General features: G+C 71.9%; 25 protein-coding genes and 2 pseudogenes. 14 read left to right on the top strand and 13 right to left on the bottom strand.

Annotated elements, in window-relative coordinates; translation table 11 throughout:
* Positions 1–69 precede the first annotated feature (69 nt).
* From EAO76_RS39475 to EAO76_RS39450, 5 genes are all read left to right on the top strand, one after another.
* Positions 70–270: a hypothetical protein gene (locus EAO76_RS39475; protein WP_376043134.1), complete on the top strand. Its 201-nt coding sequence runs from the start codon at positions 70–72 to the stop codon at positions 268–270.
* A 563-nt stretch (positions 271–833) separates the two neighbouring features.
* Positions 834–2468: a ribosomal protection-like ABC-F family protein gene (gene abc-f, locus EAO76_RS39470; RefSeq protein WP_148841053.1), complete on the top strand. Its 1635-nt coding sequence runs from the start codon at positions 834–836 to the stop codon at positions 2466–2468.
* Between the two features lie 81 nt (positions 2469–2549).
* Positions 2550–4385: an ABC-F family ATP-binding cassette domain-containing protein gene (locus tag EAO76_RS46990; protein WP_262376140.1), complete on the top strand. Its 1836-nt coding sequence runs from the start codon at positions 2550–2552 to the stop codon at positions 4383–4385.
* Between the two features lie 107 nt (positions 4386–4492).
* Positions 4493–5047 carry an ABATE domain-containing protein gene (locus EAO76_RS39455; protein WP_148841052.1) on the top strand — a complete coding sequence of 185 codons (555 nt, stop codon included), beginning with the start codon at positions 4493–4495 and terminating at the stop codon, positions 5045–5047.
* Between the two features lie 139 nt (positions 5048–5186).
* Positions 5187–5726 carry a BlaI/MecI/CopY family transcriptional regulator gene (locus tag EAO76_RS39450; RefSeq protein ID WP_187438981.1) on the top strand — a complete coding sequence of 180 codons (540 nt, stop codon included), beginning with the start codon at positions 5187–5189 and terminating at the stop codon, positions 5724–5726.
* Positions 5727–5887: 161 nt separating this feature from the next.
* On the opposite strand, the gene EAO76_RS39445 is transcribed toward EAO76_RS39450, so the two are convergent.
* The 5 genes from EAO76_RS39445 to EAO76_RS39420 form a co-directional block, all read right to left on the bottom strand.
* On the bottom strand, positions 5888–6271 hold the full coding sequence (locus EAO76_RS39445) for a DUF6009 family protein (RefSeq protein ID WP_148841051.1): 384 nt from the start codon (positions 6269–6271) through the stop codon (positions 5888–5890).
* 205 nt (positions 6272–6476) lie between these two features.
* Positions 6477–7955, bottom strand: coding sequence for a phage/plasmid primase, P4 family (locus tag EAO76_RS39440; RefSeq protein WP_399463596.1), 1479 nt, complete (start codon positions 7953–7955; stop codon positions 6477–6479).
* Between the two features lie 1407 nt (positions 7956–9362).
* Entirely contained in the window at positions 9363–9605 is a 243-nt protein-coding gene (locus tag EAO76_RS39430; RefSeq protein WP_148841050.1) for a hypothetical protein, read from the bottom strand.
* Positions 9605–10243 carry a hypothetical protein gene (locus EAO76_RS39425; RefSeq protein ID WP_148841049.1) on the bottom strand — a complete coding sequence of 213 codons (639 nt, stop codon included), beginning with the start codon at positions 10241–10243 and terminating at the stop codon, positions 9605–9607. Before EAO76_RS39425 ends, EAO76_RS39430 begins: the two co-directional genes overlap by 1 nt.
* A gap of 251 nt (positions 10244–10494) precedes the next feature.
* Entirely contained in the window at positions 10495–10794 is a 300-nt protein-coding gene (locus tag EAO76_RS39420; protein WP_148841048.1) for a hypothetical protein, read from the bottom strand.
* 530 nt (positions 10795–11324) lie between these two features.
* On the opposite strand from EAO76_RS39420, the gene EAO76_RS39415 reads away from it, so the two are divergent.
* Positions 11325–12187, top strand: a protein-coding gene (locus EAO76_RS39415; protein ID WP_399463609.1) for an IS5 family transposase whose coding sequence is annotated in 2 segments (ribosomal slippage) — positions 11325–11682 and positions 11682–12187 — 864 coding nt in all. Because the reading frame shifts where the segments join, the coding sequence is not laid out codon by codon here.
* A 481-nt stretch (positions 12188–12668) separates the two neighbouring features.
* Complete coding sequence (locus EAO76_RS45025; protein WP_187438980.1) at positions 12669–12845, top strand: hypothetical protein; 177 nt, start codon at positions 12669–12671, stop codon at positions 12843–12845.
* A gap of 235 nt (positions 12846–13080) precedes the next feature.
* On the opposite strand, the gene EAO76_RS39410 is transcribed toward EAO76_RS45025, so the two are convergent.
* The 3 genes from EAO76_RS39410 to EAO76_RS39400 form a co-directional block, all read right to left on the bottom strand.
* On the bottom strand, positions 13081–13473 hold the full coding sequence (locus EAO76_RS39410; RefSeq protein WP_148841047.1) for a DUF2185 domain-containing protein: 393 nt from the start codon (positions 13471–13473) through the stop codon (positions 13081–13083).
* Between the two features lie 199 nt (positions 13474–13672).
* A complete protein-coding gene (locus EAO76_RS39405; RefSeq protein WP_187438979.1) occupies positions 13673–13984 on the bottom strand; it encodes a hypothetical protein in 312 nt (103 codons plus the stop codon).
* Between the two features lie 75 nt (positions 13985–14059).
* Positions 14060–14500, bottom strand: coding sequence for a hypothetical protein (locus EAO76_RS39400; RefSeq protein WP_148841046.1), 441 nt, complete (start codon positions 14498–14500; stop codon positions 14060–14062).
* A gap of 473 nt (positions 14501–14973) precedes the next feature.
* Here EAO76_RS39400 and EAO76_RS39395 point away from each other — a divergent pair, with 473 nt between their 5' ends.
* Positions 14974–15555, top strand: a complete 582-nt coding sequence (locus EAO76_RS39395) for a DUF4303 domain-containing protein (protein ID WP_187438978.1) — start codon at positions 14974–14976, stop codon at positions 15553–15555.
* A gap of 210 nt (positions 15556–15765) precedes the next feature.
* Here EAO76_RS39395 and EAO76_RS39390 read toward each other — a convergent pair.
* Positions 15766–16035: pseudogene (locus tag EAO76_RS39390) on the bottom strand (transposase family protein); the annotation flags it as partial.
* Between the two features lie 962 nt (positions 16036–16997).
* On the opposite strand from EAO76_RS39390, the gene EAO76_RS45020 reads away from it, so the two are divergent.
* Positions 16998–17153 (top strand): hypothetical protein, encoded by a 156-nt coding sequence (locus tag EAO76_RS45020; RefSeq protein WP_187438977.1) that lies wholly within the window; start codon positions 16998–17000, stop codon positions 17151–17153.
* A 7-nt stretch (positions 17154–17160) separates the two neighbouring features.
* On the opposite strand, the gene EAO76_RS39380 is transcribed toward EAO76_RS45020, so the two are convergent.
* Entirely contained in the window at positions 17161–17556 is a 396-nt protein-coding gene (locus EAO76_RS39380; protein ID WP_148841044.1) for a hypothetical protein, read from the bottom strand.
* Between the two features lie 7 nt (positions 17557–17563).
* Positions 17564–17761 (bottom strand): annotated as a pseudogene (locus tag EAO76_RS47850) (ATP-binding protein); the annotation flags it as partial.
* Between the two features lie 114 nt (positions 17762–17875).
* Between EAO76_RS47850 and EAO76_RS39370 the strand changes: the two are divergent.
* From EAO76_RS39370 to EAO76_RS39360, 3 genes are all read left to right on the top strand, one after another.
* Positions 17876–19159, top strand: coding sequence for an amidohydrolase family protein (locus EAO76_RS39370; protein WP_262376138.1), 1284 nt, complete (start codon positions 17876–17878; stop codon positions 19157–19159).
* A 136-nt stretch (positions 19160–19295) separates the two neighbouring features.
* Entirely contained in the window at positions 19296–20042 is a 747-nt protein-coding gene (locus EAO76_RS39365; RefSeq protein WP_148841042.1) for a GntR family transcriptional regulator, read from the top strand.
* A gap of 372 nt (positions 20043–20414) precedes the next feature.
* Positions 20415–20723 (top strand): hypothetical protein, encoded by a 309-nt coding sequence (locus tag EAO76_RS39360; protein WP_148841041.1) that lies wholly within the window; start codon positions 20415–20417, stop codon positions 20721–20723.
* Between the two features lie 36 nt (positions 20724–20759).
* Here the strand turns inward: EAO76_RS39360 and EAO76_RS39355 are convergent, their stop codons facing one another.
* On the bottom strand, positions 20760–22838 hold the full coding sequence (locus EAO76_RS39355; RefSeq protein ID WP_148841040.1) for an AfsR/SARP family transcriptional regulator: 2079 nt from the start codon (positions 22836–22838) through the stop codon (positions 20760–20762).
* A 202-nt stretch (positions 22839–23040) separates the two neighbouring features.
* On the opposite strand from EAO76_RS39355, the gene EAO76_RS39350 reads away from it, so the two are divergent.
* Positions 23041–23937, top strand: coding sequence for an alpha/beta fold hydrolase (locus EAO76_RS39350; protein ID WP_148841039.1), 897 nt, complete (start codon positions 23041–23043; stop codon positions 23935–23937).
* Positions 23938–23959: 22 nt separating this feature from the next.
* Here the strand turns inward: EAO76_RS39350 and EAO76_RS39345 are convergent, their stop codons facing one another.
* On the bottom strand, positions 23960–24712 hold the full coding sequence (locus tag EAO76_RS39345) for a 2-phosphosulfolactate phosphatase (protein ID WP_148841038.1): 753 nt from the start codon (positions 24710–24712) through the stop codon (positions 23960–23962).
* A gap of 477 nt (positions 24713–25189) precedes the next feature.
* Between EAO76_RS39345 and EAO76_RS39340 the strand changes: the two genes are divergently transcribed.
* Positions 25190–26035 carry a prephenate dehydratase gene (locus EAO76_RS39340; RefSeq protein ID WP_148841037.1) on the top strand — a complete coding sequence of 282 codons (846 nt, stop codon included), beginning with the start codon at positions 25190–25192 and terminating at the stop codon, positions 26033–26035.
* Positions 26036–26042 lie beyond the last annotated feature (7 nt).

Raw genomic sequence — 26042 nt, 5'->3', positions numbered from 1 at the left:
GCAAGTGGTGCAAGCCTCGTACCCAGGAACAGACGGCACGATCCGCCACCCATGGAGCGGAGGTTGACTGTGAACACCAACGGCACGACGACGACGGACCAGGCCGCGGCAGCCCGGCACGAAAGGTTCGGCAAGCTGCCCGAGCGCATCTCCTACGAGGACATGGTCGAGGTGAGGCCCGCTTCCCCGGAGAAGTCCACGAAGGACACGTACGACCCGGAGAGCTCGTGGATGTCCTTCTCCTGCTGGGCCGCGGACCTCGGCCTGTAGCCCCGACCCGAAGAAGCCGGCTGTCCGTCCCGGGACGGACAGCCGATCGCCGCGTTCGGTCCGATCCGGCCCACAGCAGCACCCCGGGGCCGTCCGGTGTGCTCACCGATGCCCACGCCTCGTCGGCGTCACGGAACCGGCTCCCGTCCAGCCTCCGGCCGTGCCGCCCTGCTCAGGTGCCACAGCTTCGGGAACTCACAGCGGCGGCCTTCTCGATCACCGACCACGAACTCGATGCCGTTCCGCAACCGCCGCAGGCCCCATCACGGGGCCCCGTCGCAGGCCCCCGAATCCCCGGGCCCGTAAATCAGGAGCCCCTCCGAGGCCCTGCTGTTAAGCTCGACGGGCGTTGATCGTGCAATGTGCGCAACGCGTGCAACATACGCAATGAAGGAGAGCCGGACATGGTGGGTGAAGACGACATCTCGGGGTGATACCCCGACCCGACAGGCCATCGGCAGGTGCCCAGGAGCGCCGCCGTCGTGGCCCGTTTCGTCGTCTCCTCAGTCCGTTTCCGGGTATCGGCCCATGAGCCTGCCCGTTTCTTCACCCGAGGTCTCTCCATGTCCGACGCCTCCGTCATCTGCTCGAACGTCTCCTTCGCCTGGCCCGACGACACCCCGGTGTTCGAAGAGCTGTCCTTCACCCTGGGCAGCGGCCGCACCGGCCTGGTGGCGCCCAACGGCTCCGGGAAGAGCACCCTGCTCAAACTGATCGCCGGTGAACTGCGGCCCGGCACCGGGTCCGTGTCCGTGGGCGGCACGCTCGGCTACCTCCCGCAGAACCTCCCCCTGACCGGCGACCTCACCGTGGCCGAGGTCCTGGGCATCGCCGAGGTGATCCGGGCCCTGGACGCCGTGGAATCCGGGGACGTCGCCGAGGAACACTTCACGACCATCGGCGACGACTGGGACATCGAGGAGCGCACCCGTGCCCAGTTGGACCGGCTCGGTCTCGCCGGCCTCGCTCTCGACCGGAGCCTGAGCACGCTCAGCGGCGGTCAGATCGTCTCGCTCGGCCTGGCGGCCCAGCTGCTGAAGCGGCCCGACGTACTGCTGCTCGACGAGCCGACGAACAACCTCGACCTCGACGCCCGCCACAAGCTCTACGACGTGCTGGAGGACTTCGGCGGCTGTCTCCTGCTGGTCAGCCACGACCGGGCCCTGCTCGACCGCATGGAACGCATCGCGGAACTCGAACGCGGCGAACTCCGCTTCTACGGCGGTAACTTCACCGAGTACGAAGAGGCGGTCCGGGCCGAGCAGGAAGTCGCCGAGAAGAACGTCCGCAACGCCGAGCAGGAGCTGAGGCGGGAGAAGCGGGAGATGCAGCAGGCCCGCGAACGCGCCGAGCGCCGGGCGAGCAACGCCGCCCGCAACCTCAAGAGCGCGGGGCTGCCGCGCATCTTCGCCGGGAACATGAAGCGCGGCGCCCAGGAGTCCGCGGGCCGGGCGGGGCAGATGCACGCCTCCCGGGTCGGCGAGGCCAAGGCCCGGCTGGACGAGGCGGGGCGGGCCCTGCGCGACGAGCAGCGCATCACCCTGGACCTCCCGGACACCGGGGTGCCCGCCGGACGCACGCTCGTCCTCGGCGAACAGATGCAGGTCCGCCACGACGGACGGACCCTGTTCGCCGCAGCGGGGGTGGACCTCACGATCCGGGGCCCCGAACGCATCGCGCTGACCGGCCCCAACGGCTCCGGGAAGACCACTCTGCTGCGGCTGCTCAACGGCGACCTCGACCTGGACGGCGGACAGATCAAGCGGGCCGACGGCCGGATCGCCTACCTCTCGCAACGGCTCGACCTGCTGGACCCCGACCGCACCGTCGCCGAGAACTTCACCGCGTTCGCCCCGAACAGGCCGGAGGCGGAGCGGATGAACCTGCTCGCCCGCTTCCTCTTCCGCGGCCCCCGGGCCCACCTCCCGGTGAGCGTGCTATCCGGCGGCGAGCGGCTGCGCGCCACCCTGGCCTGCGTCCTGTGCGCCGAACCGGCCCCGCAGCTGCTGCTCCTCGACGAGCCGACGAACAACCTCGACCTGGTCAGCGCCGGTCAGCTGGAGGGTGCGCTCGGTTCCTACCAGGGGGCGTTCGTGGTGGTCAGCCACGACGAGCGGTTCCTCTCCCGGATCGGGGTGAACCGGTGGCTCCGGCTGGCCGGCGGCGAGTTGAAGGAGACGGGGGCGCCCGAGGTGTGACCCGCCGACGTGTCGACCGGGCCCGCGCCGAGGTGTGTCACCCCGCGGGCCGAACACCGCATCACGTCAGGTGGAACCACCATGCCCCGACCCGCCCTGCTCGCCCACGACGTCATCCGCACCCTCGGCACCCGGCGAGTGCTCGACGGCGTCTCCCTCACTGCCTCCCCCGGCCACCGCATCGGACTGATCGGGGAGAACGGCGTCGGCAAGTCGACCCTGCTGCGGCTGCTCGCCGGAGTGGACGAACCCGACGCCGGAAGCATCACACGCCCGGCCGACCTGGGCTTCCTGCACCAGGAGATGCCGTTCGACGCCACGTCGACGATCGCCGACGTGCTGGACGACGCCCTGCGCGAGGCCCGCGACGACCTGGCCGAGCTCGACCGCCTCACCGAACAGCTGGCCCGTGTCCCGCAGGACTCCCCCGACTGTGCCGAACTGCTCGACCTGTACGGCCGTCGGCTCGAACGGGCCCAGGAACGGGAGTCCTGGGACGCCGACCGGCGTGCCGCGATCGTGCTCGACGGACTGGGCCTCGGCGCGTTCCGGCACGACCGGGCGCTCGGTTCCCTGTCCGGCGGCCAGCGCGGGCGCCTCGCACTGGCCGCCCTGCTGGTCCGCCGCCCTTCGGCACTCCTGCTGGACGAGCCGACCAACCACCTCGACGACGGGGCCGCCGCGTTCCTGGAGGAGCAGGTGCGCGGGCTGCCCGGCGTCGTCGTGGTGGCCGCCCACGACCGGGCCTTCCTCGACGCCGTCTGCACGGATCTGATCGACCTCGACCCGGCCGTGGACGGTCCCGTCCGGTACGGCGGCAACTACAGCGCCTACCAGTCCGAGAAGCGGGCGGAGCGGGAGCGCTGGGAGCGGCGGTACGCCGAGGAGCAGGAGGAGTTGGCGGCGTTGCGCCGCTCGGTCGGTGTGACCGCGCGCCGGGTCGCCCCGGACCGGGGGCGCACGGACAACGAGAAGATGGGGTACGGCCACCGGGGCGGCCGGGTGCAGAGCCAGATCTCGCGGCGGGTGCGCAACGCCTCCCGCAGGCTGGACGGGCTGGAGCGCACGCAGGTCGGTGAGCCGCCGCAGCCGCTGCGCTTCCACGTCACCGCACTCGCCGAGGGACGGGAGCCGGAGGCATCCGAAGCGTCCGAAGCACCAGCGGCATCCGGGACATCTGCGGCCACCGAGGTATCGGTGGCGCCCGGGACGTCCGGGGTGCCGATGGCATCCGGGATGTCCGGGGTGCCGGTGGTGTCCGGGACGTCCGAGGCACCGGTGGTGTCCGAGGTGCCGATGACGCCCGAGGTGCCGGTGGGCGGCGCCCTCGTCTCCCTGCGCGGGGTGAGCGTGCCGGGCAGGCTGTCCGTCGGGCGCCTGGACGTGCTCACCACCGAGCGCCTCCTCGTCACGGGAGGCAACGGCACGGGCAAGTCGACGCTCCTGTCGGTGCTCGCCGGACGGCTCGCGGCCGAGGGCGACGTACGGCGACGGCAGGGAGTGACCGTGGGACTGCTGACCCAGGACACCGTGTTCGCGCGGCCCGACCGGACCGTGCGCGACACCTACGAGCTCTCGCTCGGCGCGGAACGGGCGGAGGCGGTTCCGCTGAAATCACTGGGACTGATGCACGAGGCGGACCTGGGCAAGCCGGTCGGCCTGCTGTCGGTGGGCCAGCGCCGCCGGCTCGCGCTGGCGCTCCTGGTGGCGCGCCCGCCGGAACTGCTGCTGCTCGACGAGCCCACGAACCACCTGTCCCCGCGGCTGTGCGACGAACTGGAGGCCGCTCTGGGCCCCGGGCCCGGGGCGATCGTCCTGGCCAGTCACGACCGCTGGCTGCGCGGGCGCTGGCAGGGGCGCGAACTCCGGCTCTCCGCGGCCCGGGGCCGGGCGGACGACAACGCCGTGGTGCGGTGATCCGGCACGGGAGTGCAACGGAAGGAAACGGGAGGCAACGGAACGACCACCGGCCCGGCAGGTGACGAAGCCTTGCAGGCCCATTCGTCACCTGCCAAAATGGTGATGTGAACCTGGACCATGTCTTCGTATGCGGAAATCCGGCCCTCGACTTCGCCGCGACGCTCAGGGCGCGGCGCTCGACGCGGTTCGAGATGTTCGTGACGCCGGACAGGCTGGGCGCATGGTATCTGGAGTCCGGCATCGTCGACGCGGTCTCCCCCTGCCGGGAGGCCGACGTCGAGCGTGCGAAGGCCGTGCGGGAGGCCCTCTACCAACTGATCACGGCCCGTCGCCTCGGTGAGGAGTACGCGGACGAGGCGCTGGAGGTGCTGAACGGCGCGGCGCGCAAGCCGACGGCCGCCCCGCAGCTCACCTCGTCGGGGCGCTGGACGGAGGCAACGCCGGACGAGGCCCTGGCCGCCGTGGCCCGCCTCGCGGTCGAGGTCCTGAGCGGGCCGGACGTCCCCCTGCTCAAGGAGTGCGGCAACCCCGAGTGCACCCGCGTCTACATCGACCGCTCCCGGGGCACGCGGCGGCAATGGTGCGGGATGGAGTCCTGCGGGAACAAGATCAAGGCCGCCGCCTACCGCGCCCGCAAGAAGACCGCGGCCGCCCACTGACCCGCTTCGGGCCCCACGCCCCGTCCCCCAGTCGGTTTCGTCGCACGGTCGCACCGATCAACCGCCGGGTGAGGAAAGGTCGGCGCCACGGCCCTGAGTAGCATGCGCCGTACCATTCTTGACGAGGGAGTGAACGGTTGTGACCAGCCGACCAACTGGCACCACACTCCGGTCGCGGTACATCGAACAAGCCGCGTCGGACCTGCGGGAGAATCGCCGCCGCCAGCAGGAACTGGCAGAGAAGATCAAGGTGTTGCGGCAGGAGGAGGCCCTCCTGATGAACATCCTGAACCTCGCGGAGCGGTTCGAGCCGTCCGCCGACACCACCGGCACCGGGGCCCTGCCGGCACGGACGCAGAACGGGGCCACTGGAGAAACGCCGCATCGCGCGACGACGGCCGATGCCGAGGGGAAGCCGCGTCAGCCACTGCTCGGGGACGTCCTCATGGACCTGCTGAACGCGCACGGCGAACCCCGGCTCGCGAAGGAGCTGCGCGACGAGCTGCTGGAGAAACATCCGGAGCGGAGGCCGACGCCCCAGGTCGTGCGCAACACCCTGGAGTCCCTCGTCGCCAAGGGCCGCATCCAGCGTCACAAGCAGCAGCGCTCGGTGATGTACTCCCCCACCGAAGCGGAACCGGAAAAGACCGCTCCGAAAAAGGCCACGTCCACCACGTGAACAGGGCCACGACCTGAGCAGGGCCGCGATGTGAACAGGGCCGCGGGCAGAGGCGCTTCGCCCTCCCGCGTCGCCGCCCGGCCCTCAGGAATCCCGCGCCCCCGCACGACCCCGGGCGGGGGCCGGGACGTGGGCGCCGCCTCCGGGGTCCGGGCGGTGGGTCACGGCGCGGACGTCGCTATGGCCCCGGAGCCGCACTGGGAGCGGGGCGTCTTCGCCCCGGGCTTCTTCGGCGCGATGGTGCGGGGGTCCACGGCCTCCCCCGGCGCACCCTCGCGGTAGAGCCCGTCGGGGAGACTGTCGCGATCGTGCGGCAGGAGGAAGAAGACCCGGCGCTTGTACAGACCGCTGTCCGGGTCCGGGGACGCCTGGTCGTCGAGGAGGGCGTAACCCACCATGCGGCCGTCCCTGGCATAGGGCGGCTTGGTGTTGCGACGCCTGGTCTTGTCCAGTGCCTGACGCACGTAGTCCAGCTCGTCGAGGTTCTCCAGCCACACCACCTCTGCCTCGTGGATGAGGTCGCTCTCGGTCAACAGCGAGCTCATGGCTGCAGCCCCTCCTTCGTCCGGGTGCCCCCTGGGGTGGGGGATGCGGCCCGGCATCGTGTGCGTGGTGCTCCGGCCCGCGCCTCGGGCAGTGGCGGACCGTCCTGTGGGAGCCGCCGTGTACGGGGCCTGGCGTTCATCGTAGAACGCTTACCCGGAACGGTGTAGGCCGCGTGGTGAGGACGGTGGCGGTCCCGGCGGGGCGTCACGCGTGCTCCAGCAGCGCGATGCCCGGGTAGTACTTCCGCCCGTTGGACTTGATCATGTCGGCCGGCGAGGCCACACCGACCTCCTGGCGGACCCGGTTGGCGAAGGCCCGGGGCGTCGCGGGCCTGATCCCCTCGCCCGCGTGGCACCAGGAGCTGTACTCGGTGTACAGCAGTCCCTGCTCCACCCGCAGGTCGCGGGCGTGGTCGCCGTCGCGCGTGCAGCACTCCGCGAGGAAGCGCCCGATGTGGTCCTCGGTGGTGGCGTAGGCGGTCGTGGCGATGCGCACCCGGTCGGGGCCTTCGAGGGGGTCCCGGGTGGCGAGGTACCGCTGCGCCCCCTCGATCAGCCACTGGAGGATGCCCGGCCCCTCGTCCCGGACCAGCTCGAAGGCGAGGTTGTCGATCCTGCGTTCGGCGGGCACCGTCCTGGTGAAGGGCAGCAGGCGGATGCGACGCCAGAAGGCGAAGCCGCCCGTGGAGACCTCGGGTCGGTGGTTGCCCAGCAGCCACAGGTGGTGGGTGGGTGTGAAGGAGAAGTAGTCCTGCCGCATGCGGCGCGCCTTGATCTTGTCGCCGCCGGTCAGGAGGCGGACGCGGGCCTCGTCGAACTTGTCGTTCGGCTTCAGTTCGCTGCACACGATCAGGCGGCGTCCGTGCAGTTCGGTCAGCTCCGTGGAGTGTTCGGAGAAGGCGCCGCGGTCCATGAGGAAGCCCGGCGGGGCGGCGTCCGCGTAGTCGCCGAGGATCTGGATCATGATGTCGAGCAGGACGGACTTGCCGTTCTTGCCCTCGCCGTGGAGGAAGGGCAGCACCTGCGCGCCCACATCGCCGGTGATGGAGTGGCCGAGCAGCAGGTGCAGGAAGTCGATCATCTCCCGGCCTTCGGCGTCATCGCCGAAGGTGTCGGCGAGGAAGCGGTGCCAGCGAGGGGTCTCCATGCGCTGCGGGGCGACGCTGGTGGCCCGGGAGTGGAGGTCCAGGGTCGGGTCGGCCTTGCGCAGATGGCCGTTGTTCAGGTCGACCACGCCCGCGGGGGTGCACAGGGCGTAGGGGTCCCCGTCCAGGCAGTCCGGGTCCACGGAGAGGTCCGGCGATGCCTTGGCCTGGGTGAGGAGGGCCTTCATGCCGGTGGTGGACAGGGTGCGGCGCTTGTGCTGGGCGATCTCGCGGTTGCTGAACACGCCGCGCGCGTCGGTGTCGGGCATGTCCTCGGCCATCTCGCCCGCGGCCCACAGCGCTGCTTTCTCCCCTCCGCCGCGCTTCCAGCGGTAGCCGTCCCAGACGAACCAGCCCAGTCCCTCCACATGGCGGAACTGGTCTCGGTGCAGCTGTACGAAGAGCCGTGCGTTGCCCCGGTCCGAAAGGGACGGGGGCAACGGGGCCCCGGCGGGGCCGGCTCCCGGTCCGAGGGCCGGCCCGGGAGCCGGTGTGGGCTCCGGGCCGGGGGCGGGGGGCCTCACCGTGTCGTCGACCATCTTCCCCGCCCCGTCCGGGGCGGTGCCGGGGCCAGTCGCAGGACCGGGGCCGGGGTTTCGGTCAGGGGCGTCGACCGCCTGCCCCTCCGGGCCGGTGCCTCACCGCTCCGGGCTGTCGACCACCCACTCCACGGCCCTGCCTGTTACCGTGCCCGGGCGGCCTGTCCGCATCCGGGTTGTAACGCCCGCGCCTGGGTACGCAGTTCGTTCTTGCCGCAGCCCCGCGCTGTCGGCCTCCTTCCCCGTCCGCCCTCCGGGCCGACGCCGGGCCGTCGACGGCCCGCCCGGCTCCGCCGCGCCCCGCGTTCCGTGCTGCCGCGGTCCGTGCTGTACCGCGGTCGGTGGCCGGTTGGTCCGGCCCCGCGTCCCGGGTTCCTGCCGCGTCGGCGGCCTGGCACCCGTCGCGCCGCCCGGCTCTGCGGCGGGTTCGGGGCCGCGGTGCCGGTTGCAGGGTGAGGGCTGGGCCCAGGACCGTCGACCGCCTGCCCCGGGCCGCCGCCTCACTGCTCCGCGTCGTCGACCACCTGCTCTGCGGCCCCGCCCCGTGTCGCCGCCGCGCCGCCGCGCGTTCCATCGTGCCTTCCCTGCCTCGCTGTTGCCGGGCTCCGGCGGCCCTGCCGCCGCTCCCACTGCGCGACGGCCAGCGGTCGGCCGTCCCTGCCCCGCTGCTTCGCGCCGTCGGGTCCGGGACCGGCCGCCGGCGCCCCCAACCCGCTGGCGCCTCCGACCTGCTGCCGGGCCGTTCGCGCGATGGTCGACCTGACGGTGCGCCCGCGGCCGCGCCCCGCCCCGCCGGGCTACCGGGCTGCGCCGCCGGGCCGTCGATGCGAGGGGGACCCGCGCCCTGGGTTCCCCTCGTGCCGATGGTCCGGTCGGGGTCACGCCCGCCGCCGTACCGTGGTCGACGACCTCGCACCCCTGGTTCCTGTCGCACCGCCGTGCTCTGCCCCGTACCGCGTGCCTACAGCCCAGGAGTGGCGCGACTTCCAGCAGCACTTCGAACTCCGCAAGGTTTCGCTCGGCACCTGCGGGCGCCCCTACGGAACACCCTCCGCCCGGGAGGCATGTGGCCCGTTTCCGCGCAGGGCTGTCAAGGCGGCCTCAAGCTCTGGGTGATGCCTACCGAGGAGCAGGCAGGGCTCCTCCTTGGCAGGCGAGCTCGGGAGGTGCCGGAGGCTCACCGTGCTTCACCGCCCACTCCGGAAAAACCGCTGGACCTTGTGAGTTGACGAGACCACAAAGCCGGACGAAGGGTCCGTGCCCTTCGTCCGACCGTGCTCGTGGCACGTGCGACCTCTCGCACAAGTAGCACGAGTGCGAGGGACGGATCCGTCTGCCAAAAAGGACCGTCTACCGGCTCCTGGAGGAAACACCCCGGTGACATCGCGGGCGGGGCTTTCGCGTGTGTCACCGGGGTGTGTGGCGTCCGCGCCGCCGGCCCCGGTAGGGCGGGAGTGCTGCGGGGGCGACGTCGTTCGCACGCAGCCGCTCGCCGTGGACCCCGTTGGGCGGTGGCGTGCCGGGGCGGTCGCGGCATTGTTCGCCCTGCATGGCGTAGCACTTCGGGCAGGTGCCCTTGCGCCGGAGGCCCGGTGGCTGGGCGGGCAGCCGCCGGATGGTCATCAGGGTGCCGTAGCGGCCACGGGTCATCACGCAGTCCCGGGCACCGGCGCCCCCTGGCAGCGCTGTGTGGGAAGGGGCGGCTTCGCCTCCATTCCGTGACACACACAGATGCACTTCTCGGTGTTGTTGCCGTGTGCCACGAGGCGTGTCTTCCTTTCTTGGTCGTTGAAGCTGTCGGCCAGAGAGAGGCAGAGTTGCTTGAAGGTCTCGCGGTAGGCGCCGTCGAATACCGGATCGTCCCTGTTCGACTCGGTGAGCTTCTTCCTGATGACCTGGAACGTGCACACGTACTCGGCGACGTGCGTGTACACCTGTTCGTCCAGCATCTTCAGCGCGACGTCCCGTTTGCCGCCGACTTCCTTGAGGAGGACGTTCCGGCCAGCGTGAAGCTGTTCGAAGCGCCACAGCATCGCGAAGTACGCGTGCATGACCTTGCTCCGCTCCGCTTCATCGGGGTTGACTGCGCGGTTTTGCCAGTGCAGGCACCCCAGGGTGTGTCTGTCCTGGGCTGCCGAGGCGGTGATGAGTTCCGCGTGGAGGTCGCGAACGATCTGGAGCCGGGCGGTCGTGCGTGATCTGCGCCAGACGAAGAAGGTTGTGGCCAGGGCCAGAAAAGCGGCGATGCAGGACCCGACTGTGGCCGCAACCCGAAGTGAGTCGCCCATTCGGTTCAAGTATCCCTTCCGTGCGGTATGCGCTGCATCACATAGAACGGCGAGGGTGTGCGGTCGGTTCCGTGCCGGTCTCGGAGTGTCAAGAGCCTGTCCGGTTTCCGCCGCTCGACGCCGATGGCCCCGCGACGGACCCTCGGGACTGGCCGAACAGCTGAGGAAATCCCCGAATTCCCTGACTGACCGGCCACCCAAAGCGGGGGCGGCAGCTTGGTGCCGCGGCGAAGACCCTGGCCGACGGGTCCTCAGCCGGGCAGGACCCAGATCTCCGCGTCGGCCGGGACCACGTCGACACCGGCTTCGGCTGTCGCCTCGGCGACCTCGCGTACCGCAGCGGGTGTCAGTCTCCAGCCCCGGGTCTGACGGCCTCCCGCAGCGCGGGCCGCCGGTCGGCGATCCTGACGTGCGGGCCGCCGGTCGGCCCGGTGGTGGTCCAGGGCCTGACGCACCGCCCGACGGACGGCCTCAAAAGCGGGGGTGCCGTAGTCGGCGAGGAGCTGGTCGACGACGACGTCGCTGCCCTCTGCGGCCGGGCGGTCCGGCACGCCTCCAGGGCGGAGACCGGGTACCGGTCCAGCATCGTCGCCGCCTGTCCGAGCTGCACCTGGGCGACCTCCGCACCCTCTCCAGGCCCGCCTCTGCTGCCCGGTCCCGGAGACAGGCAGCCAACAGGACCACGCTCCGGGTCCGCACCGGCTCCTCCAGGACCCGTGGAGCCTCGCGCCCATGCCACAGCATCAGCTGGTCCGCTGCCGGGCCGTTCGCGCGGTGGTCGACGGCCCGCCCGGCCCCGCCCTGCCGCCGTGCCGCGCCGTTCCGTACCGTGCTGTTTCGCCGTGCCGGGTGCAACGCCTGTGTCCGGGTAAACAGTTCGTTCTTGCCGCAGGGCCGCGGCGGCGGGGCCCTGCGCCGCCCGGCCCCGCGCCCCGAGCCGCGGTGCCGGGCCGCAGTCTCGTGCCGCGCCGCATGCCGCCGCCCCCGGCCGCCCGCTGCCCAACACCACCCTGGAGAACGTCGGAGCCAACACCGCGGACCAGCACTGCGGTGGCGGCCTAGGCAGTTTCGTTTGGATCAGCTGGTCGTTGGTCCGGGTGTGCCGTTGACTGATGCGCAGTGGACGCGGATCGAGCCGTTGCTCCCGGACCGGATGCCGAAGCGGGGTGGCCGCTGGCGGGACCATCGTGAGGTGATCGATGCGATCGCCTTCAAGTTCCAGACCGGTACCCAGTGGGTGCATCTGCCGGAGAAGTACGGCAATTGGCGAGGTATCTACAACCGCCTGCGAATGTGGGCCGTTGACGGCACCTGGGAGCGGGTGTTCACCGCCCTGGTGGCCCAGGCTGATGCGAACGAAGACGTCAGCTGGGCCGTCTCGGTGGACTCCACCGTCGTGCGGGCTCACCAGCATGCGGCCGGGGCCCGCAAAAAGGGGCTCCGGTCGGTGAGCCGGACGATCACACCATCGGTCGGTCCCGCGGCGGGCTGACCACGAAGATCCACCTCGCGGCCGACGGCCGGTGTCGGCCACTTGCGTTCGTTCTCACCGCCGGCCAGGCCGCAGATGCACCCGCCTTCAGGGAGGTCATGGCCCGCCTGCGCGTTCCCCGCCCTTTTGGACGGCCCCGCACCAGGCCGGACCTGGTCCTGGCCGACAAGGCGTATTCCTCCCGCGCGATCCGCGACCACCTACGCGGACGCGGTATCCGGGCGGTGATCCCGGAGCGGGCCGACCAGCAGGCCAACCGGCGGCGGCGCGGACAGGCAGGCGGCAGACCGCCGAACTTCGACCGCGAAGCATACAAGCAGCGCAACACCGTCGAGCGGTGCATCAACCGCCTCAAACAGTGGAGAGGCATCGCCACTCGCTACGAAAAGACCGCCGCCATCTACCTGGCCGGACTCCACGTCGCGGGTATCTTCCTCTGGTCTGCCTGGTGACGAACGAGGCTGCCTATTCCTGCGGACGGGCCGTGACCGTTTCGGGAGTGGCCTTCTCACCGGGTCTTTGCCGGGTGGTTGAAGAAGACGGCTTCTGCGTGAGGACGGCGGCGCACAGGATCAGGGCCACCGCGACGATCGTGACGGCGTGGAGCGGTTCGCCGAGGAGTCTGGCTCTGTCGATGACGAGGAGCAGCGTTTCTCGGGCAGTTCGGGAGGCGTTGCCCGCGTCGAATATCGATGGCTTCGGACAGCAGCTCGGTGCCGACCGGCAAGACGCCGTGTGCGGCTCGTCCGGGGCCCGGGGCAAAGGTGCTGGCTACGGGCGCAGGTGGCGGCCGCCGTCCCGCCGTTGCCGGGTGCCGGCAGGTGCCTCCCGTTCTCGTCGACATCGAGATCCGGGCCCGGCGGATGCCTCCGGAGATCGTCGACAACTGCTGTCGTGTGACGTCGATAAAGCCAGGGTGTCGTCAGCCGGCGGATGAACACGGCCGCCCGCGAGCTGTGGGCCCGGGGAGTGCCCTTCGTGATCGACGAGGCCAAGCGCACCCGGACCGTCGACCGATCGGTGGCCGCGATCCTGCTCGACGCCCTCGCCGAACATCCCTTGTGGCCTCGGCTGCGCCACCACAGCAACCCGCCCGCGCTCGGCTCCTGAGCCCAGCCGTCTCCTGCTGGGCAAGCCGTCCTCACGGGCGGCTTGCCCACCCGGGCTGACCAGGAACAACGGGCGATGTCCGATTTGACGGGCTCCCACGAGCGAGGGTCAGACCGGGGCCAGGCCAGGGACCCCATCGACGTCCTCGCCGGGCGTCAGGCACTCCTGCAGCGCCCGATGACGTCGGCGGGTGCGACTCGATCCGACGTGCGCTGCCGACCGCCGCCACAGGTCGTCAGGAGCCGTGCTCCGGGTTCGTGTCCGCGCGGTGCTGCGGCGGTACGTAGAACGCGGTGCGCGGGACCTCGTGGCCCGAGGTGATGTCGACGATGCGTATTCCCTGGCCTTCGCGCACGATCTGGAGGTCCGAACCGATCGGGAAGTCGTAGATGCCGATGAGGGCTGGCTCGATGGCGCAGAGCTCGTTGAAATCGGCGATCACCCAGTTCTTCGTGTCCGACAGGTATGCGCTCGTGTCGGTGTCGCCCAGGACGCGCCAGCCGTTGTCAGCCGGCTGCCGGGAGGGTTTGCGGTGCACCCAGCGGACGCGACTCTCGCCCGCGAGGACGCTCCTCGTCACCAGGCTCGCTCCAGCGCCGGGGATGAACTCGGGGTACGACCGGGACATGCGTTCCTCCTCAGGTGGTCTGGGCGAGTGTCCCATGGGCCGCGCCGGGCGCCCGGCCCGCAGTCGTCTTCCTGCCTGCCGACGGGGGATCCGAGGCGCCGCGTACGTCCGTCCTGAACCTCCGCGCGGGGGCTGCTGTGATCCCTTCCGCGACGTCCCGACGCCGCTTCCCTGGGCGCTGGCGACCGGGGGGGAGCGATCAGGCGTCTGCTTCCCCTCGATCGATGTCGAACTTCTCGAGCGGCGTGCGCACGCCGTCCCGGAACGCTTTGAGGCCGGCTTCGAAGTCGACCGCCGAACCCACGAAGAGGGCCGTCTCGTCGGGCGCGACGTAGATCTTGCCGCCGCCGCGGGCGGCGTGCACAAGGCAGACACCGAGGCCGTCGGGGAGCTCGACGACGCTCACCACCGGATCGTCCGCGAGCTTGGCGAAGAGGGCGCGGCCGACCGCGACCAGCCGGCTCTCGCCGGAGATGGGCATGACCGGGTGGGAGCTTTGGAACCTCGTCATGTGTGCCTTCCTCGGACCGGCGTGCGCCGCAGCGGCACGTGGGATGACTTGCTCGGCGCGTCGGCCGGAGCTGTCTCACTCGCCGCCCTGGGCGGAGTGAGCGAGGCGGGTACGGAGCTCGGCAGTCGTCGTGTCCGACTCTCCCGAGTCGACGGCGAGGGTGAGCGCCGCAGCGAGACAGCCGGGCGGGGGCCGCAGGTCGTCGCGGACCGCCCGCAGCAGCACCGGAACCGGCATGGTCGCCAGACGTTGGCGCCAGGCGAGGTATCCGTGAGAGGCGGCGTAGCGTGCGGTCAGGGTCTCGGCCGGGGTCAGCTCTGCCCCCGAGCGCAGGAGCAGCGGTGCGATGCCCCGTCGTCTTATGGCCGTGCAGATCTCGTCGGCAGTGACATGGTTACGTCGGTGGTCGTCGTGTACCTCGTAGAGAAGCGCGTACACGAGCGCGTCCTCGCGCGGGGTACTCGGGGCGGGCAGCGACACGTTCCACCACAACGACTCGATGGCGTCTGGCGTCACCGGCAGAGGAATTCCGCAGGCCAGGGGACTCGGAGTCGCCGCCACGCGGATCGCGCCGAGCGCCACCGCCGTCTTTGACAGGGCGCGCCGGAAGTCGACCCTTCCCCCCCCCGTCTCCGGTGCCAGCAGCCGGACGGCTTCCTGGATCTGTTCCACCGTCGGGCCATCGGCCCACACGAGCGACCACAAGATCATCCCACCCGGTCAGTCAACGTGACAGTGCCCGCCGGATTCCTCCAGTGCCTCGGTGCCTTCGGGCAAGCACTGCCGGATGGGCTCGGCATCGCGGTCCAGATGGCTGGTCGTCAGCTGAGCCTGCACCGATGCAGCTGCTGCCGGAGCCTTCTGCCAACGGGCGTGTCACGCCGCCAGGCGCAGGCACCGRGCCGGCYCGGTGCCTGCGCTGGGACCCCGCCGGGTTCATGGTCGTCGGCGTCGGCGACATCCGAGCAGAGAGAGACGACAATGGAGTCATGGATCTTGAGCTCTGCGCGTGGGCACGCGATTGGTCCGATCGCCTCGGACCGGCGCTCGAGCGGGCCGTCTCGGCGGTCGCAGGACAGTTGCCGGCGGACGACGTGGTCGGCGTCGGCATCGCGACCGACGCCAGCGCCACGTCGATCGTCGCCTTCGCGCACTCGCGGCAACATCTCGACGAGATGATCGCCGAGGACCCGGAGTTCGTCATCGACGTGAAATGGCACCTCGGCGAGTGGGACATGGACATCGTCGGAGTTGAGGGGATCGACGATCCGCTGGAGCCGATCCGCGCCGAGGCAGAACAGGCGGAGCAACGCTTCATCGGTCCGAGCGCCGACCTCGTCGCGGTGCCGGGCCTTCGCGAATTCCGGAGGGTGGTGTGGGACTCGATCTCACAGGCGCTGACGGACTCGGTCGCCCGTGGGTTCTTCGAGCAGTGGCCGAACGCCGTCCGGGTCTTCCTACCACTCGACGCCGACGTCTCGGAAGACGACATCGCGCGGTGGAACACCGCGCTGAACGATCAGGCCGGCATGGCGGAGTTCCGGGAGTTCCTGCAGATCGACCCCCTCTGAGGCGGATCGTCCGCACGGCGACGGATGCCAGGACGGGAGCGCTGCTCGTCCTTGGCTGCACCCTTCTCATCGGCTGCGGGGGCGGCGAACTGCCGCGCGCCGGTCGGCGAGGTCTGGTGGCGGGGCGAGGTGGCCGTGGGTACGGAAGAAGTCGGTGAGTGCTCCTACGATTTCGGGTGCGTTGTTGTGGGCATGGAGCCTTTTCCAACCTCACGCTGACGCGTGGTGAAGGACGAGGACGGCCTTCACGACGTTGGTGATGCGGTTGGTGCTTCAGCGGAGCTTCCGTAGGGGGCGCCAGCCCTTCAGGGTGGCCATGGCCTGTTCGCCGACGCAGCGGATCTTGGCGTGTGTGCTGTTGTGCCGACGCTGCCACCGTTTGAGGCGGCGGCCGCGGAAGGGCATCCGGATGGAGCCGCCGGCGCCCTGGTACGCCTTGTCGGCCCAGCACTTGAGGCCGGCCTCGGTAAGTGCGTCTGCCCCACCCGTAGCCCTTGAGCCCGGCCGCCCGACCTCGGTCCGGGGCCGATTACGGGCCACCTTGCGCGTGATCATGCCATGCTTCCCGGTCCGGGATATGTGCCGCGTCCGCATGGCCAGGTCGGCTCTCTTTTCGTCCGGAACCGTTTCCGCGTCGACATCAACTACCTCGCCGTGCTCGCTGCCCTCGGCTCTGATGAGACGCTTCTCAAAGCGGCTGTGGTGGGTCTCGTGACGGTCACGGCGGCTGAGCAAGGACCAGTGTTCGCAAGAGAGCGAAGGAAGCTCGACCGTATGACCGCCGTTTGATCAGCTTGATCCGCGTGACCTGGCCTTCGACGGCGCCGGAGCTCCAGGGCAGGGCGTTGACTTGCCTCTCCATGGATGGCATCAGAGACACCGTGGGTTCCCCGGGCCCGGACGAACCCGGGCCCGGCCGCCGTCATGCCACCGCGCCGCTGCGGCGGGTGCCGATGGCCCGGCCCGCGCTGCGCCTCCTGCCTCGCCGCATGCCACCGTCGCCCGCCCGGTCCCGCGGCCTCACCGTGTCGTCGACGACCTTTCTCGTTCGCCCCGCCCGCCGCGTGCCGCCGCCTGCCCGTTCTGCCCTGTGTCGTCGCTCGGCCTGTCCGTCGATGTCCGCCCACCCTCGCCCGCAGCCCGCTGCCTGGCCCGGCCCGCGGTGGTACCTCCCGTCGCGTGCCGGCCCGCTGCCTCGTCGTGCCGCGTCGTCGACGACGTTCTCCGCCCGCCCCGCTCCTGTCCCTGTTGTCGTCCGTGGCCCGGCTTGTCGTCGTGCCCGGTTGTTCTGCCCGGGCCGGGGTGTAACGCCGGTGTCCGGGTACACAGTTCACCCTTGCCGCGGCGGCCGCTGCTGCGCGTCGGCCGACCGCCCTGCCCCGCTTCGCGYCGTCGGGCCTGCCCGCCGACGCCCCCAACCCACTGCCAAGCCGTTCACGCGGGTGCGTTGCTGGAGGTCTGGTCACCACCCGCTGCCGTCCCCGCGCTGCGTCCCGCTGCCCGCCGCCTTCGGCATGGACCCCGAGGCCACCATGATCTATCTGTCCGACCGCATTGATGAGACCCGCTTGGCGGAGTGGGCGGCGGCCAACGACTGATCTCTGATCAGAGTTCGTACGGGTGGAGAGCGATTTTCTCGCGCTCCATGAAGAGCTCGACCCACGTGCCGGCAACACCTTCGGGCAGCGGATCAGCAAGGTCCAGCAGAATCTGCGAGCCATCGAAGTCCAGCACGGCGGCGCCGTCCACGGTGAGGTCCAGCCGTCCGCGCAGGACAACGCAGTGCCCGCCAGGCCGGACTCCCGGTCCGACGCCGACAGCCGGTTTCGCGTTCCGACCCCAGGCGATGTCCTCATCGACCGTCCACTCAACGTGGTACTTGCCCGGCTTCGCGGCCTGGTCACCGCACCAGCGGACCGCTGTCCCGCCGAACGGCGTCCGGACCTGGGCCAGCCAGGGACTCCAGGGAAACTTTGCGACCTTCACCAGTTCGACCAGCATCGTTCGATCATGCAGCATCCGCGTTCCTGCCGAAACCCGTGAAGTTTCGGCGCTGCCTGGCACAGGTTCGCCGGAACACGTGCGCTTTGCCGAACGACTCGTTCGAGGCGATGGCGACGCTGTTCTTCTCCTCGCGTTCGGTCAGGACCTGGAAGAGGAACCCGGCGCCGTGGCGGTCGAGTTCCATGTGGCCGAGTTCGTCGATGCGAGGGGAATCCGCGCCCCGGGTTCCCCTCGTGCCGATGGCCCGGCCGCGGCCGGGCCCGCCGCCGTACCGCGGTCGACGGCCCCGGCCCTCATGACGCCCCCTCCCTCCCCGATGTCCCGACGCGGTGTCCTCGCCGGTGCCGCCTCCCTGGCCGGTGCCGGTGTCGCCATGTCCGCGGGCGTGTCGCCGGCCGCGGCCGACTCCCGCGGCGCGCACCGCGACGCGGTGGTCTTCCGCGACGTACGGCCCCTGGGCGCGGCGAAGCCGGTGGACCTCACGGTCGTCGACGGCCGCATCACGAGTGACCGGGCCCCCAGGGGCGCCAAGGTGATCGACGGCGGCGGCCGCATCGCCCTGCCGTCCCTGGTCGACGCGCACATCCACCCCGACAAGACGACGTGGGGCGGTGCGTGGGTGTCGCGCAAGCCGGCCGACACCATCGAGGAACTCGCCCAGCAGGACGCGGAGTTGTTCCGCAGCCAGCGCCGCCCGGTGGCCGAGCGGGCGTACGCGCTGATGTCGCACGCCGTGACCCGCGGCACGCGCGCCATGCGGGCGCACGCCGACATCGCCCCCGCCTACGGCCTGGCCTCCGTGGAAGGCGTGGGGCAGGCGCGCGAACGGCTCAAGCACGCGCTCGACGTCCAGATCGTGGCCTTCCCGCAACACGGCGTCATCCGCACCCCCGGCACCGCGGAACTGCTGAAGGAGGCCGCCCGAGGCGGACTCGTCGACATGGTCGGCGGACTCGACCCGATCAGCTTCGACCACGCCATGGACGAGCAGCTGGACCTGCTCTTCGGCCTCGCGGACCAGTACGGCGTCGGCGTCGACATCCACCTCCACGACCGGGGCGAGACGGGCCTGACGGTGCTGCGCGCCATCATCGACCGCACCCGGGCGCTGTCGCTGAAGGGCAAGGTGACCGTCAGCCACGTCTTCTGCCTGCCCGGCCTCTCCGCCGCCGAACTGGCCAGGACGGCCGCGGACCTGAGCGAGCTGGACATCGCCCTGACCACCGTGGCGCCGAGCGCGTCGCTGGTCCTGCCGATCGAGAGGCTGCGCGAGCACGGCGTACGGGTCGGACTCGGCTCCGACGGGGTCCGCGACTCCTGGAGCCCCTTCGGCAACGCGGACATGTTCCACCGGACCCACCTGCTCGGCTGGGTCACGGACGTGCGCCTCGACAAGGAACTGAACGCCTGTTACGAGGCCGGTGCGCACGGCGGATCCGACGTCATGCGGCTGCCCCGCGCCGACCTCTCCCCGGGCTCGCCGGCCGACTTCGTCCTGCTGCGCGCCGAGTGCCTGCCGCAGGTCGTGGTGGACATGCCCGCCCGCGACATGGTGGTGCACGGCGGACGGGTGGTCGCCCGCGACGGCCGACTGGTCTGAGGACCCTCCTTCCCGCCCCGACGGCGTCCCGTCGCCCCGCCTCGCGCATAGGGTGACGGGACGCCCGGCGACCGTGCGGCCCCGACGCCGCGCCCACCCCGGGACAGGGCAGGAAGGCACAGGGAGGGCGGCACACGTGACGGCAGGCACCGGCCGGAAGGAAGACGGGGACGGAGAACGGCCGTCCGCGCCGACGGCGCGCACACCGCTGAGCGAGGTCGCGCGCCGGGCCGTCAGGGAACGCATCATCGACGGCAGCTACGCACAGGGCACCCGGGTCGTGGAGCGCGAGATCGCCGAGGACCTCCGGATGTCACGGGTACCGGTGCGGGAGGCGCTGCGGGCCCTGGTGGAGGAAGGACTGCTCGACCTGCTGCCGCACAGCGGCGTGCGGGTGCGCAGGCTGGAGCGCGCCGACGTGGAGCACCTGTACGACGTGTGGGAGCCCCTGGCCATCCAGGCGTCCCGCCTCGCGGCCCGCCGGGTGGCCCTCGCGGGTCCCGGCGGACCCGGCATCATGGCGGATCTGCGGGCCGTACTGGAACGGGCGGAGGCCGCGGCCGCCGCCGGGGACCGGACGCGGGAGAACGACGCCGGCACCGCCTTCCACGACGAGGTCGTGGCCCTCGCCGACAACCCGTTGCTCGCCCAGCTCATGCAGCGGCTGAGCGGCCAGCTGCGGCTGCTGTTCGGCCTGAACACGGAACCCGCCCCCATGCGCGCGCAGCACGGCGAGATGTACGAGCGCATCGCCGCCGGGGACGCCGACGCCGCAGGGGCGATCACCCTCCTCCACGTCCGCAGGAGCCGGGAACTCGCCCTGGGCGCGGTGACCGGCACGGCCGCCCCCGCACCGGCCGCGGAGCCGGGACCGCGTCCCTGACCAGCGGTACGACCCGCTGCGCCGGCCGACCGCCGGGACGGCCCTCCGCGGTGGCGTGCGCACCGGGGAGTGTCGCGAGTCGGTGACGGGACGGTCATGACCACCCGACTTCGGGCCGGGGCGGGCGGGAAGCTGTGGGACCACTCTGCAACGGCTTCCCGCCGGGCCCCACGGGAACACGGGCGGGCCCATGTCGAAAGGTGCACAGACCATGCGCTCGATCCGCGGCGCCAAGTCCCTGCTGATCGCGGCCGCGTTCGCCGCCGGGGTGCCACTCCTGACGGCGTGTCAGGGGGGTGACTCCGCCTCGGGGCGCCCGGTTCGGCGGAGACCTCGACGGGGGGCTCGCAGAACCCGTCCGCCGCCGACGGCGTGAGCGGAACGTTCGGGCCGGGCACGGTCTCGTACCTGACGCCGGGCAGGTACTCCATACACGTGTCCGGCGAGAGCCGGCCGTTCGCCGTCTCCGAGGAGACCGAGATCCGCGGCGCCGGGACCATCTGCGGCGAGCCCGCCCCGGAGGCGGCCGGCCGCTGCACCCAGGACGACCTGGAACGGGCGGGCGAGGGCGGGGTGTTCGCGACGGTCGTACTGGAGAAGGGCGTCGCCACACGGATCACCGAGGCGGACGACCCGGACAAGTCCTCGGGCGAGGACGACGGCCCCACGGCCGAGAGGTGACCGGCGCCCCGCGAGCCGCGGCGCCGCCCCGGTCGGTCAGTCCGAGTCCGAGACCGGGGCTGATGCCGAGGCCGAGGCCAGCATGCCGAGGTGGTCCGCCACCGGTCCCAGCGTGATCAGGCCGCTGCCCGCCCCGCCCTGCTCGGACGCGGCGGGGGCGAGCTCAGCCCGCGCCCGCGCCATCACGTCCCGGTCGCCGACGGCGACGGCTGCGCGTGCGACCAGACACCACATGGCCTCGGACATCAGGTCGCGCGGCGGTGCCGGGGCGGCCCGCAGCGCCTCGCCGGCCTCCTCGACCCGCCCCTCGCCCACCAGGAGCACCGGGCGCACCCAGGGCTCGTACGGTCCCCAGTCGGCATCGCGGTCCGCGACGACCGGCTCCCCGTGCCGCAGGCGCACGCTCAGCAGCGCCAACGGCAGCAGGCCGCTGTGCAGCCCGGGCATCCCCGAACCGGGCAGGCACCGCGCGGCCTCCTCGTAGGCGGCCAGGGCCGCGGCCGGTGGTTCGGTCATCGCGGTCCGCAGCGCCCGGTACCAGGTGGTGAAGACGGAGACCAGCGGCAGATCGTGCCGGGCGGCCAGGGCGTCGGCCGCCGCCGCGTGCCGGTCGGCCCCGGCCAGGTCCGCCACCGCGGACCGGGCCTGGATCCGGACGAGATGGCCGAGCACCTCGTACCTGACCAGCTGGTGGCGTGCCGACAGGGCCACCAGCTCCGCCCCGACGGCGTCCCGGCGGGCGGCCAGCCCGGTCCGCCGGAACGTCTGCATGAAGGTGCCGTTCAGGGCGAAGGCGAGCAGCGAGGCGTCGTCGAGCCGACGGGCGATCTCCTCCGCCCGCCGGGCCGCCAGGAGGGGCCGGGCCGCAGCTCCGGACACCGACCCGTCCACCGTTCCTTCCCCCGGCTCGGACACCGGCCCGTTCATCGGTTCGGACACCGGTTCGGACACCGACCCGTCCGTCGGCAGGACGCCCCGTGACTCCACGGCGACGGTCGCCAGCAGCCGGCAGCGCGTCGCGTCGTGGCCCCCGGACGGCAGCAGCCGAAGGGTCCGTTCCGCCGCCCCCACCAGCCACCGCGCCTGCTCCGGGTCGTCGGACCGGGTCCAGACGGCCGGTACGTCGTACAGCCCGATGACGCGCGCCGTCAGCTCGGGGTCGCCCAACTGCTCCGCGGCGGCCACGGCCGCGACCCTGTGCTGCCGCGCCGACTCCAGCCCACCCCCGCCCGTGACCGCCAGATCCCGCATCAGACCGGCCGTCGATTCCAGTCGGGTACGGGCCCGGGCGGCCAGGGAACTCTCGTACGCGGCGGTCGCCCGGCTCCACACCAGGTCCACCGCGGACGGGGCGTCGGGGTCCAGATGACCGGCGTGCCGCAGCACGTCCTCCTCCAGCCGCCGCAACCGGGGCCCGGGGTCCACCCCCAGGTGCTCGTGCAGCATGCCGCGCGCCCGCCGCAGGACGGACAGCGCGTCGGCCTGCCGGGCTGAGCGGTACAGCGCCAGCGCGAGCAGCCGCCAGCCCTCCTCACGCCACGGGTGCTCCGCCACGTGCGCGTCCAGATCGGGTACGGCACCGGCCGCGTCGCCCAGGCGGATGCGGGCCTCCGCCCGGCGCTCGACGGCGTGCAGGCGCAACTCGGTCAGCCGGGAGCGCTCGGTGCGCAGCCAGCGTTCGTCGCCGAAGTCCGCGAAGGCGGGGCCGCGCCACCAGCCCAGCGCCTCGGCGAGACGGTCGGCCACCCGGTCCGGCCCGGCGTCGCCCAGCCCGTCCAGCACGGCCTCGAACCGCCACGCGTCGACATCGTCCTTCGGGACCCGCAGGGCGTATCCGGGCCCCTCCGTGACCAGCAGCCGGGGCGGGGTCCTGGGCGGCCGGTCGGGCTCGACGGCCCGGCGCAGATCACCGACGAAGGTGCGCACGGCGCCCACGGCATCGGCCGGGGGCTCGTCCCACAGGTCCTCCACCAGCCGCGCCACCGGCACGACCCGCCGGTGGGCGACGACGAGCCTGGCCAGGACCGCGCGGTGCCTGGGGCCCTTGAGCGGAAGCAGGTCCCCCGCCCCGTTCCGGGCGATCACCGCCCCGAGCACCCCGAATTCCACACGCACCCTCGTCGCCCTTTCTTTCCGCTCCCGCGCACGCGGCGGGCAACCCGCCGGAGCCGTCCCGGTGGCGTGGCCCCGCTGGAGCCGTTCCAACCTACAAGCGCTGATCCGTTGCTGATCGGAGCCCCGCAGGGTGGAGGCACCGGACGGGCGGTCATCGCCGCCGAGGTCCGGGAAGGATTCGTTCGGAGCAAGGAGAAGCACCATGGACCGCACCGTTCCGGGATTCGAGTACCGGCGGACCCGGGTGGACGAGGGCGTCGAGCTCAACGTCGCCGTCGGCGGCAGCGGGCCGCCCGTCGTCCTGCTGCACGGCTTCCCGCAGACCCACCTGATGTGGCGGCACGTCGCCGCGGACCTCGCGGCCGACCACACGGTCATCTGCCCCGACCTGCGCGGCTACGGCGACAGCGACAAGCCGCGGGAACAGGGGCCCGGCACCTACTCCAAGCGGACCATGGCGGCCGACGTCGTCGCGCTCGCGCGGAGTCTGGGGCACGACCGGTTCGCGCTGGCGGGGCACGACCGGGGCGCCCTGGTGGCGTTCCGCGCCGGACTCGACCATCCGGCCGCCGTCACCCACCTGGCCTGCCTGGACGTCCTCCCCACCCTGGACATGTGGGAGGTGATGCACGGCACGACGGCCGCCGTCGGCTTCCACCTGTACCTGATGGCCCAGCCGCCCGGCCTGCCCGAGACGATGATCGGGGCGAGCGCCGACGCGTTCTTCTCCCACTTCCTCGACGGCTGGACCGACGATCCCGACGCCCTGCCGGCCGACATCCGCGACGCCTACCTGGAGGCATGCCGGAACGCGGTGCCGTCCATCGTCGCGGACTACCGGGCTTCCGCCGGCATCGACGTGGAGCACGACAGGGCCGACCGCGCGGCCGGGAGGCGGCTCACGATGCCGGTCTCGGTCCTCCAGCAGGACTGGGGCGCCGCGCTCGGGTACGAGGCCGCCGCCCTGTGGGGCGCCTGGGCCGCGGACCTGGAACACACCACCGTCTCGTGCGGTCACTTCATGGCGGAGGAGGCCCCGGCCGACGTCGTGAAGGCACTGCGCGACCTGCTGGCCCGCAGCCCCGAAAGGAACGGGTGAAGGAAGGAGGACGGGAGGGGGCTCAGGCGGCGGTGAACGCTCCGTCGACGAGGACGGGCGCGATTTCGCAGGCGTCCAGCTCCGTCGCGACGGCGACGTCGTCGGCGTGACCGATGCCGATGAGCTCGCGCCCCGAGGCGCAGTCCGCGACGGCGGCGCCGATGTCCCGCGTCCCGTCGAAGACCGCGGCCGCCATGGCGGCCTCCGGTGAGAGCCGGTCCCGGCCGTGCCGGCGCAGCGCGGCGATCACGGCCCCGGCGCCGAGCAGGTCCTCGAGGGCCGGCCTGAGACCGCCGTCGGGCCGGCGCTCGCCCGAGGCGATCACCGCGACGGGCCTCTCGACCGTTCCGTAGCCGCCGTCGGCCAGCCACCGGCCGACGGCGCTCGGGTTCCGCAGCGATCCGGCGACCACGGTCGAGTCCCCGGCCGTCGCGGCGATGGTGGAGCCGTTGGGCGAGGGGAGCACCAGTCGGGGAACGGCGGGAGCACGGCGCAGCGCGGCCGGGGACAGCGACCACGGCGAGGACTCGGTGACCATGCTCCGGCCCACGGCCAGACGGGCTCCCACCTCGGCGGCGAGGGCCGCCGCGGTCTCGTCGCGCCGGTGGTGGGGAAACACCCTGGTTCCCGATTCCACCGCGACCGTCACCGACGTGGTGAACGACAGCACGTCGACGACGACCAGACAGGCGGCGTCCTGCGCGAGGAGGGCCGCCCCGTCGGGGCCCCATTCGAACCGCACGCCGTGGCCCGTCTGCATGAACCAGTTACCCATGGCCGAGATCATGCCAGCGTCCGGCGGGGCGCGCGGGCGGGTCGGGGACACGACGGAAGTGAGGCCAGGGGGGCGAGGGCGCGATGGAAGCGGGGCCAAGGATGCGATAGAAAGGGGAACTTGACGAGCAGTCGGACACGCACCGGGGTGGACGCTTCCTATCGCCCGACCGGGTGCCGGGAGCAGTGGCCCCGCGGCCGGGGCCCGGAGGAGGAACCCTTCGGGACGGGTCCGGAACCTATTACGGCGTAATACCAGGACCTGTTACGGCGCAATGGGGAGCACGGCGTCGGCGAGGGGTGATCCGGGCGGAACCGGCCGGTCTCCCGTCGCGCGGACGGCGGTGCCGACCGCCGTTCCCGCGTTCCCCGGCCACGGGAGACGCGTCGATACTGCTACTGCCACTTGCAGCACATACGGCTCGCGGTGGACCTTCTTCCACCCGGCGAGACATTTCACAGCGGAAGGCCAAACACGGTGACGACCGTCGCATACCAAGGTGAGCCCGGGTCCAACTCGGCGACCGCCGCCCGCGTCCTGTACCCCGAGGGGCGTGAGCTGGCCTGCACGAGCTTCGAGCAGGCCCTGGACGCCGTGACGTTCGGCATGGCCGACGTGGCGGTGATCCCGGTGGACAACTCCGCGGCCGGACGCGTCGCGGACGTGCACCAACTGCTGCCGGAGTCGGGCCTGTTCGTCATCGCCGAGTACTTCCTCGCCATCCGCTTCGACCTCATGGGCGTTCCCGGTGCGACGCCCGACGGGGTGGAGTACGTACGCAGCCATGTGCACGCCCTGGGACAGTGCCGGAAGGTTCTGCGCGAGGGCGGCTGGCGCACCCTCGTGAGCGACGACACCGCGGGGGCGGCCCGCGAGGTGGCGGAGCTGGGCGACCCGCGGCACGCGGCGCTCGCCCCGCCGGCCGCCGCGGAGCTCTACGGCCTGGAGGTGCTGCGCCCGCAGGTCGAGGACGACCCGGAGAACACCACGCGGTTCGTCGTCCTCTCACGCGATTCCGTTTTCGCGCCGAACACCGGCGAACCGACGATGACCAGCCTCTTCTTCAGCGTGCGGAACATCCCCAGCGCCTTGTTCAAGGCGCTCGGCGGGTTCGCGAGCAGCGGGGTGAACCTCACCAAGATCGAGAGCTACCAGATGGGCGCCGGGCTGAACGCCAGCCGCTTCTATGTCGAGATCGAGGGACACCCCGACGAGTCCCGGGTCGGACTCGCCCTGCACGAGCTGCGTTTCTTCTCGTCCGAGGTGCGCATCCTCGGCGTGTACCCGGCCCACCCGCACCGGCGCAGGGAGCACATCGGCTGAGCGGTCG

Origin of the sequence: Streptomyces sp. sk2.1 (genome assembly GCF_008120935.1) — a bacterium.
Classification (GTDB): Bacteria; Actinomycetota; Actinomycetes; order Streptomycetales; family Streptomycetaceae; genus Streptomyces.
Note: the sequence above shows the minus strand (reverse complement) of the source record. Positions and strands in the feature narration are given on the sequence as shown.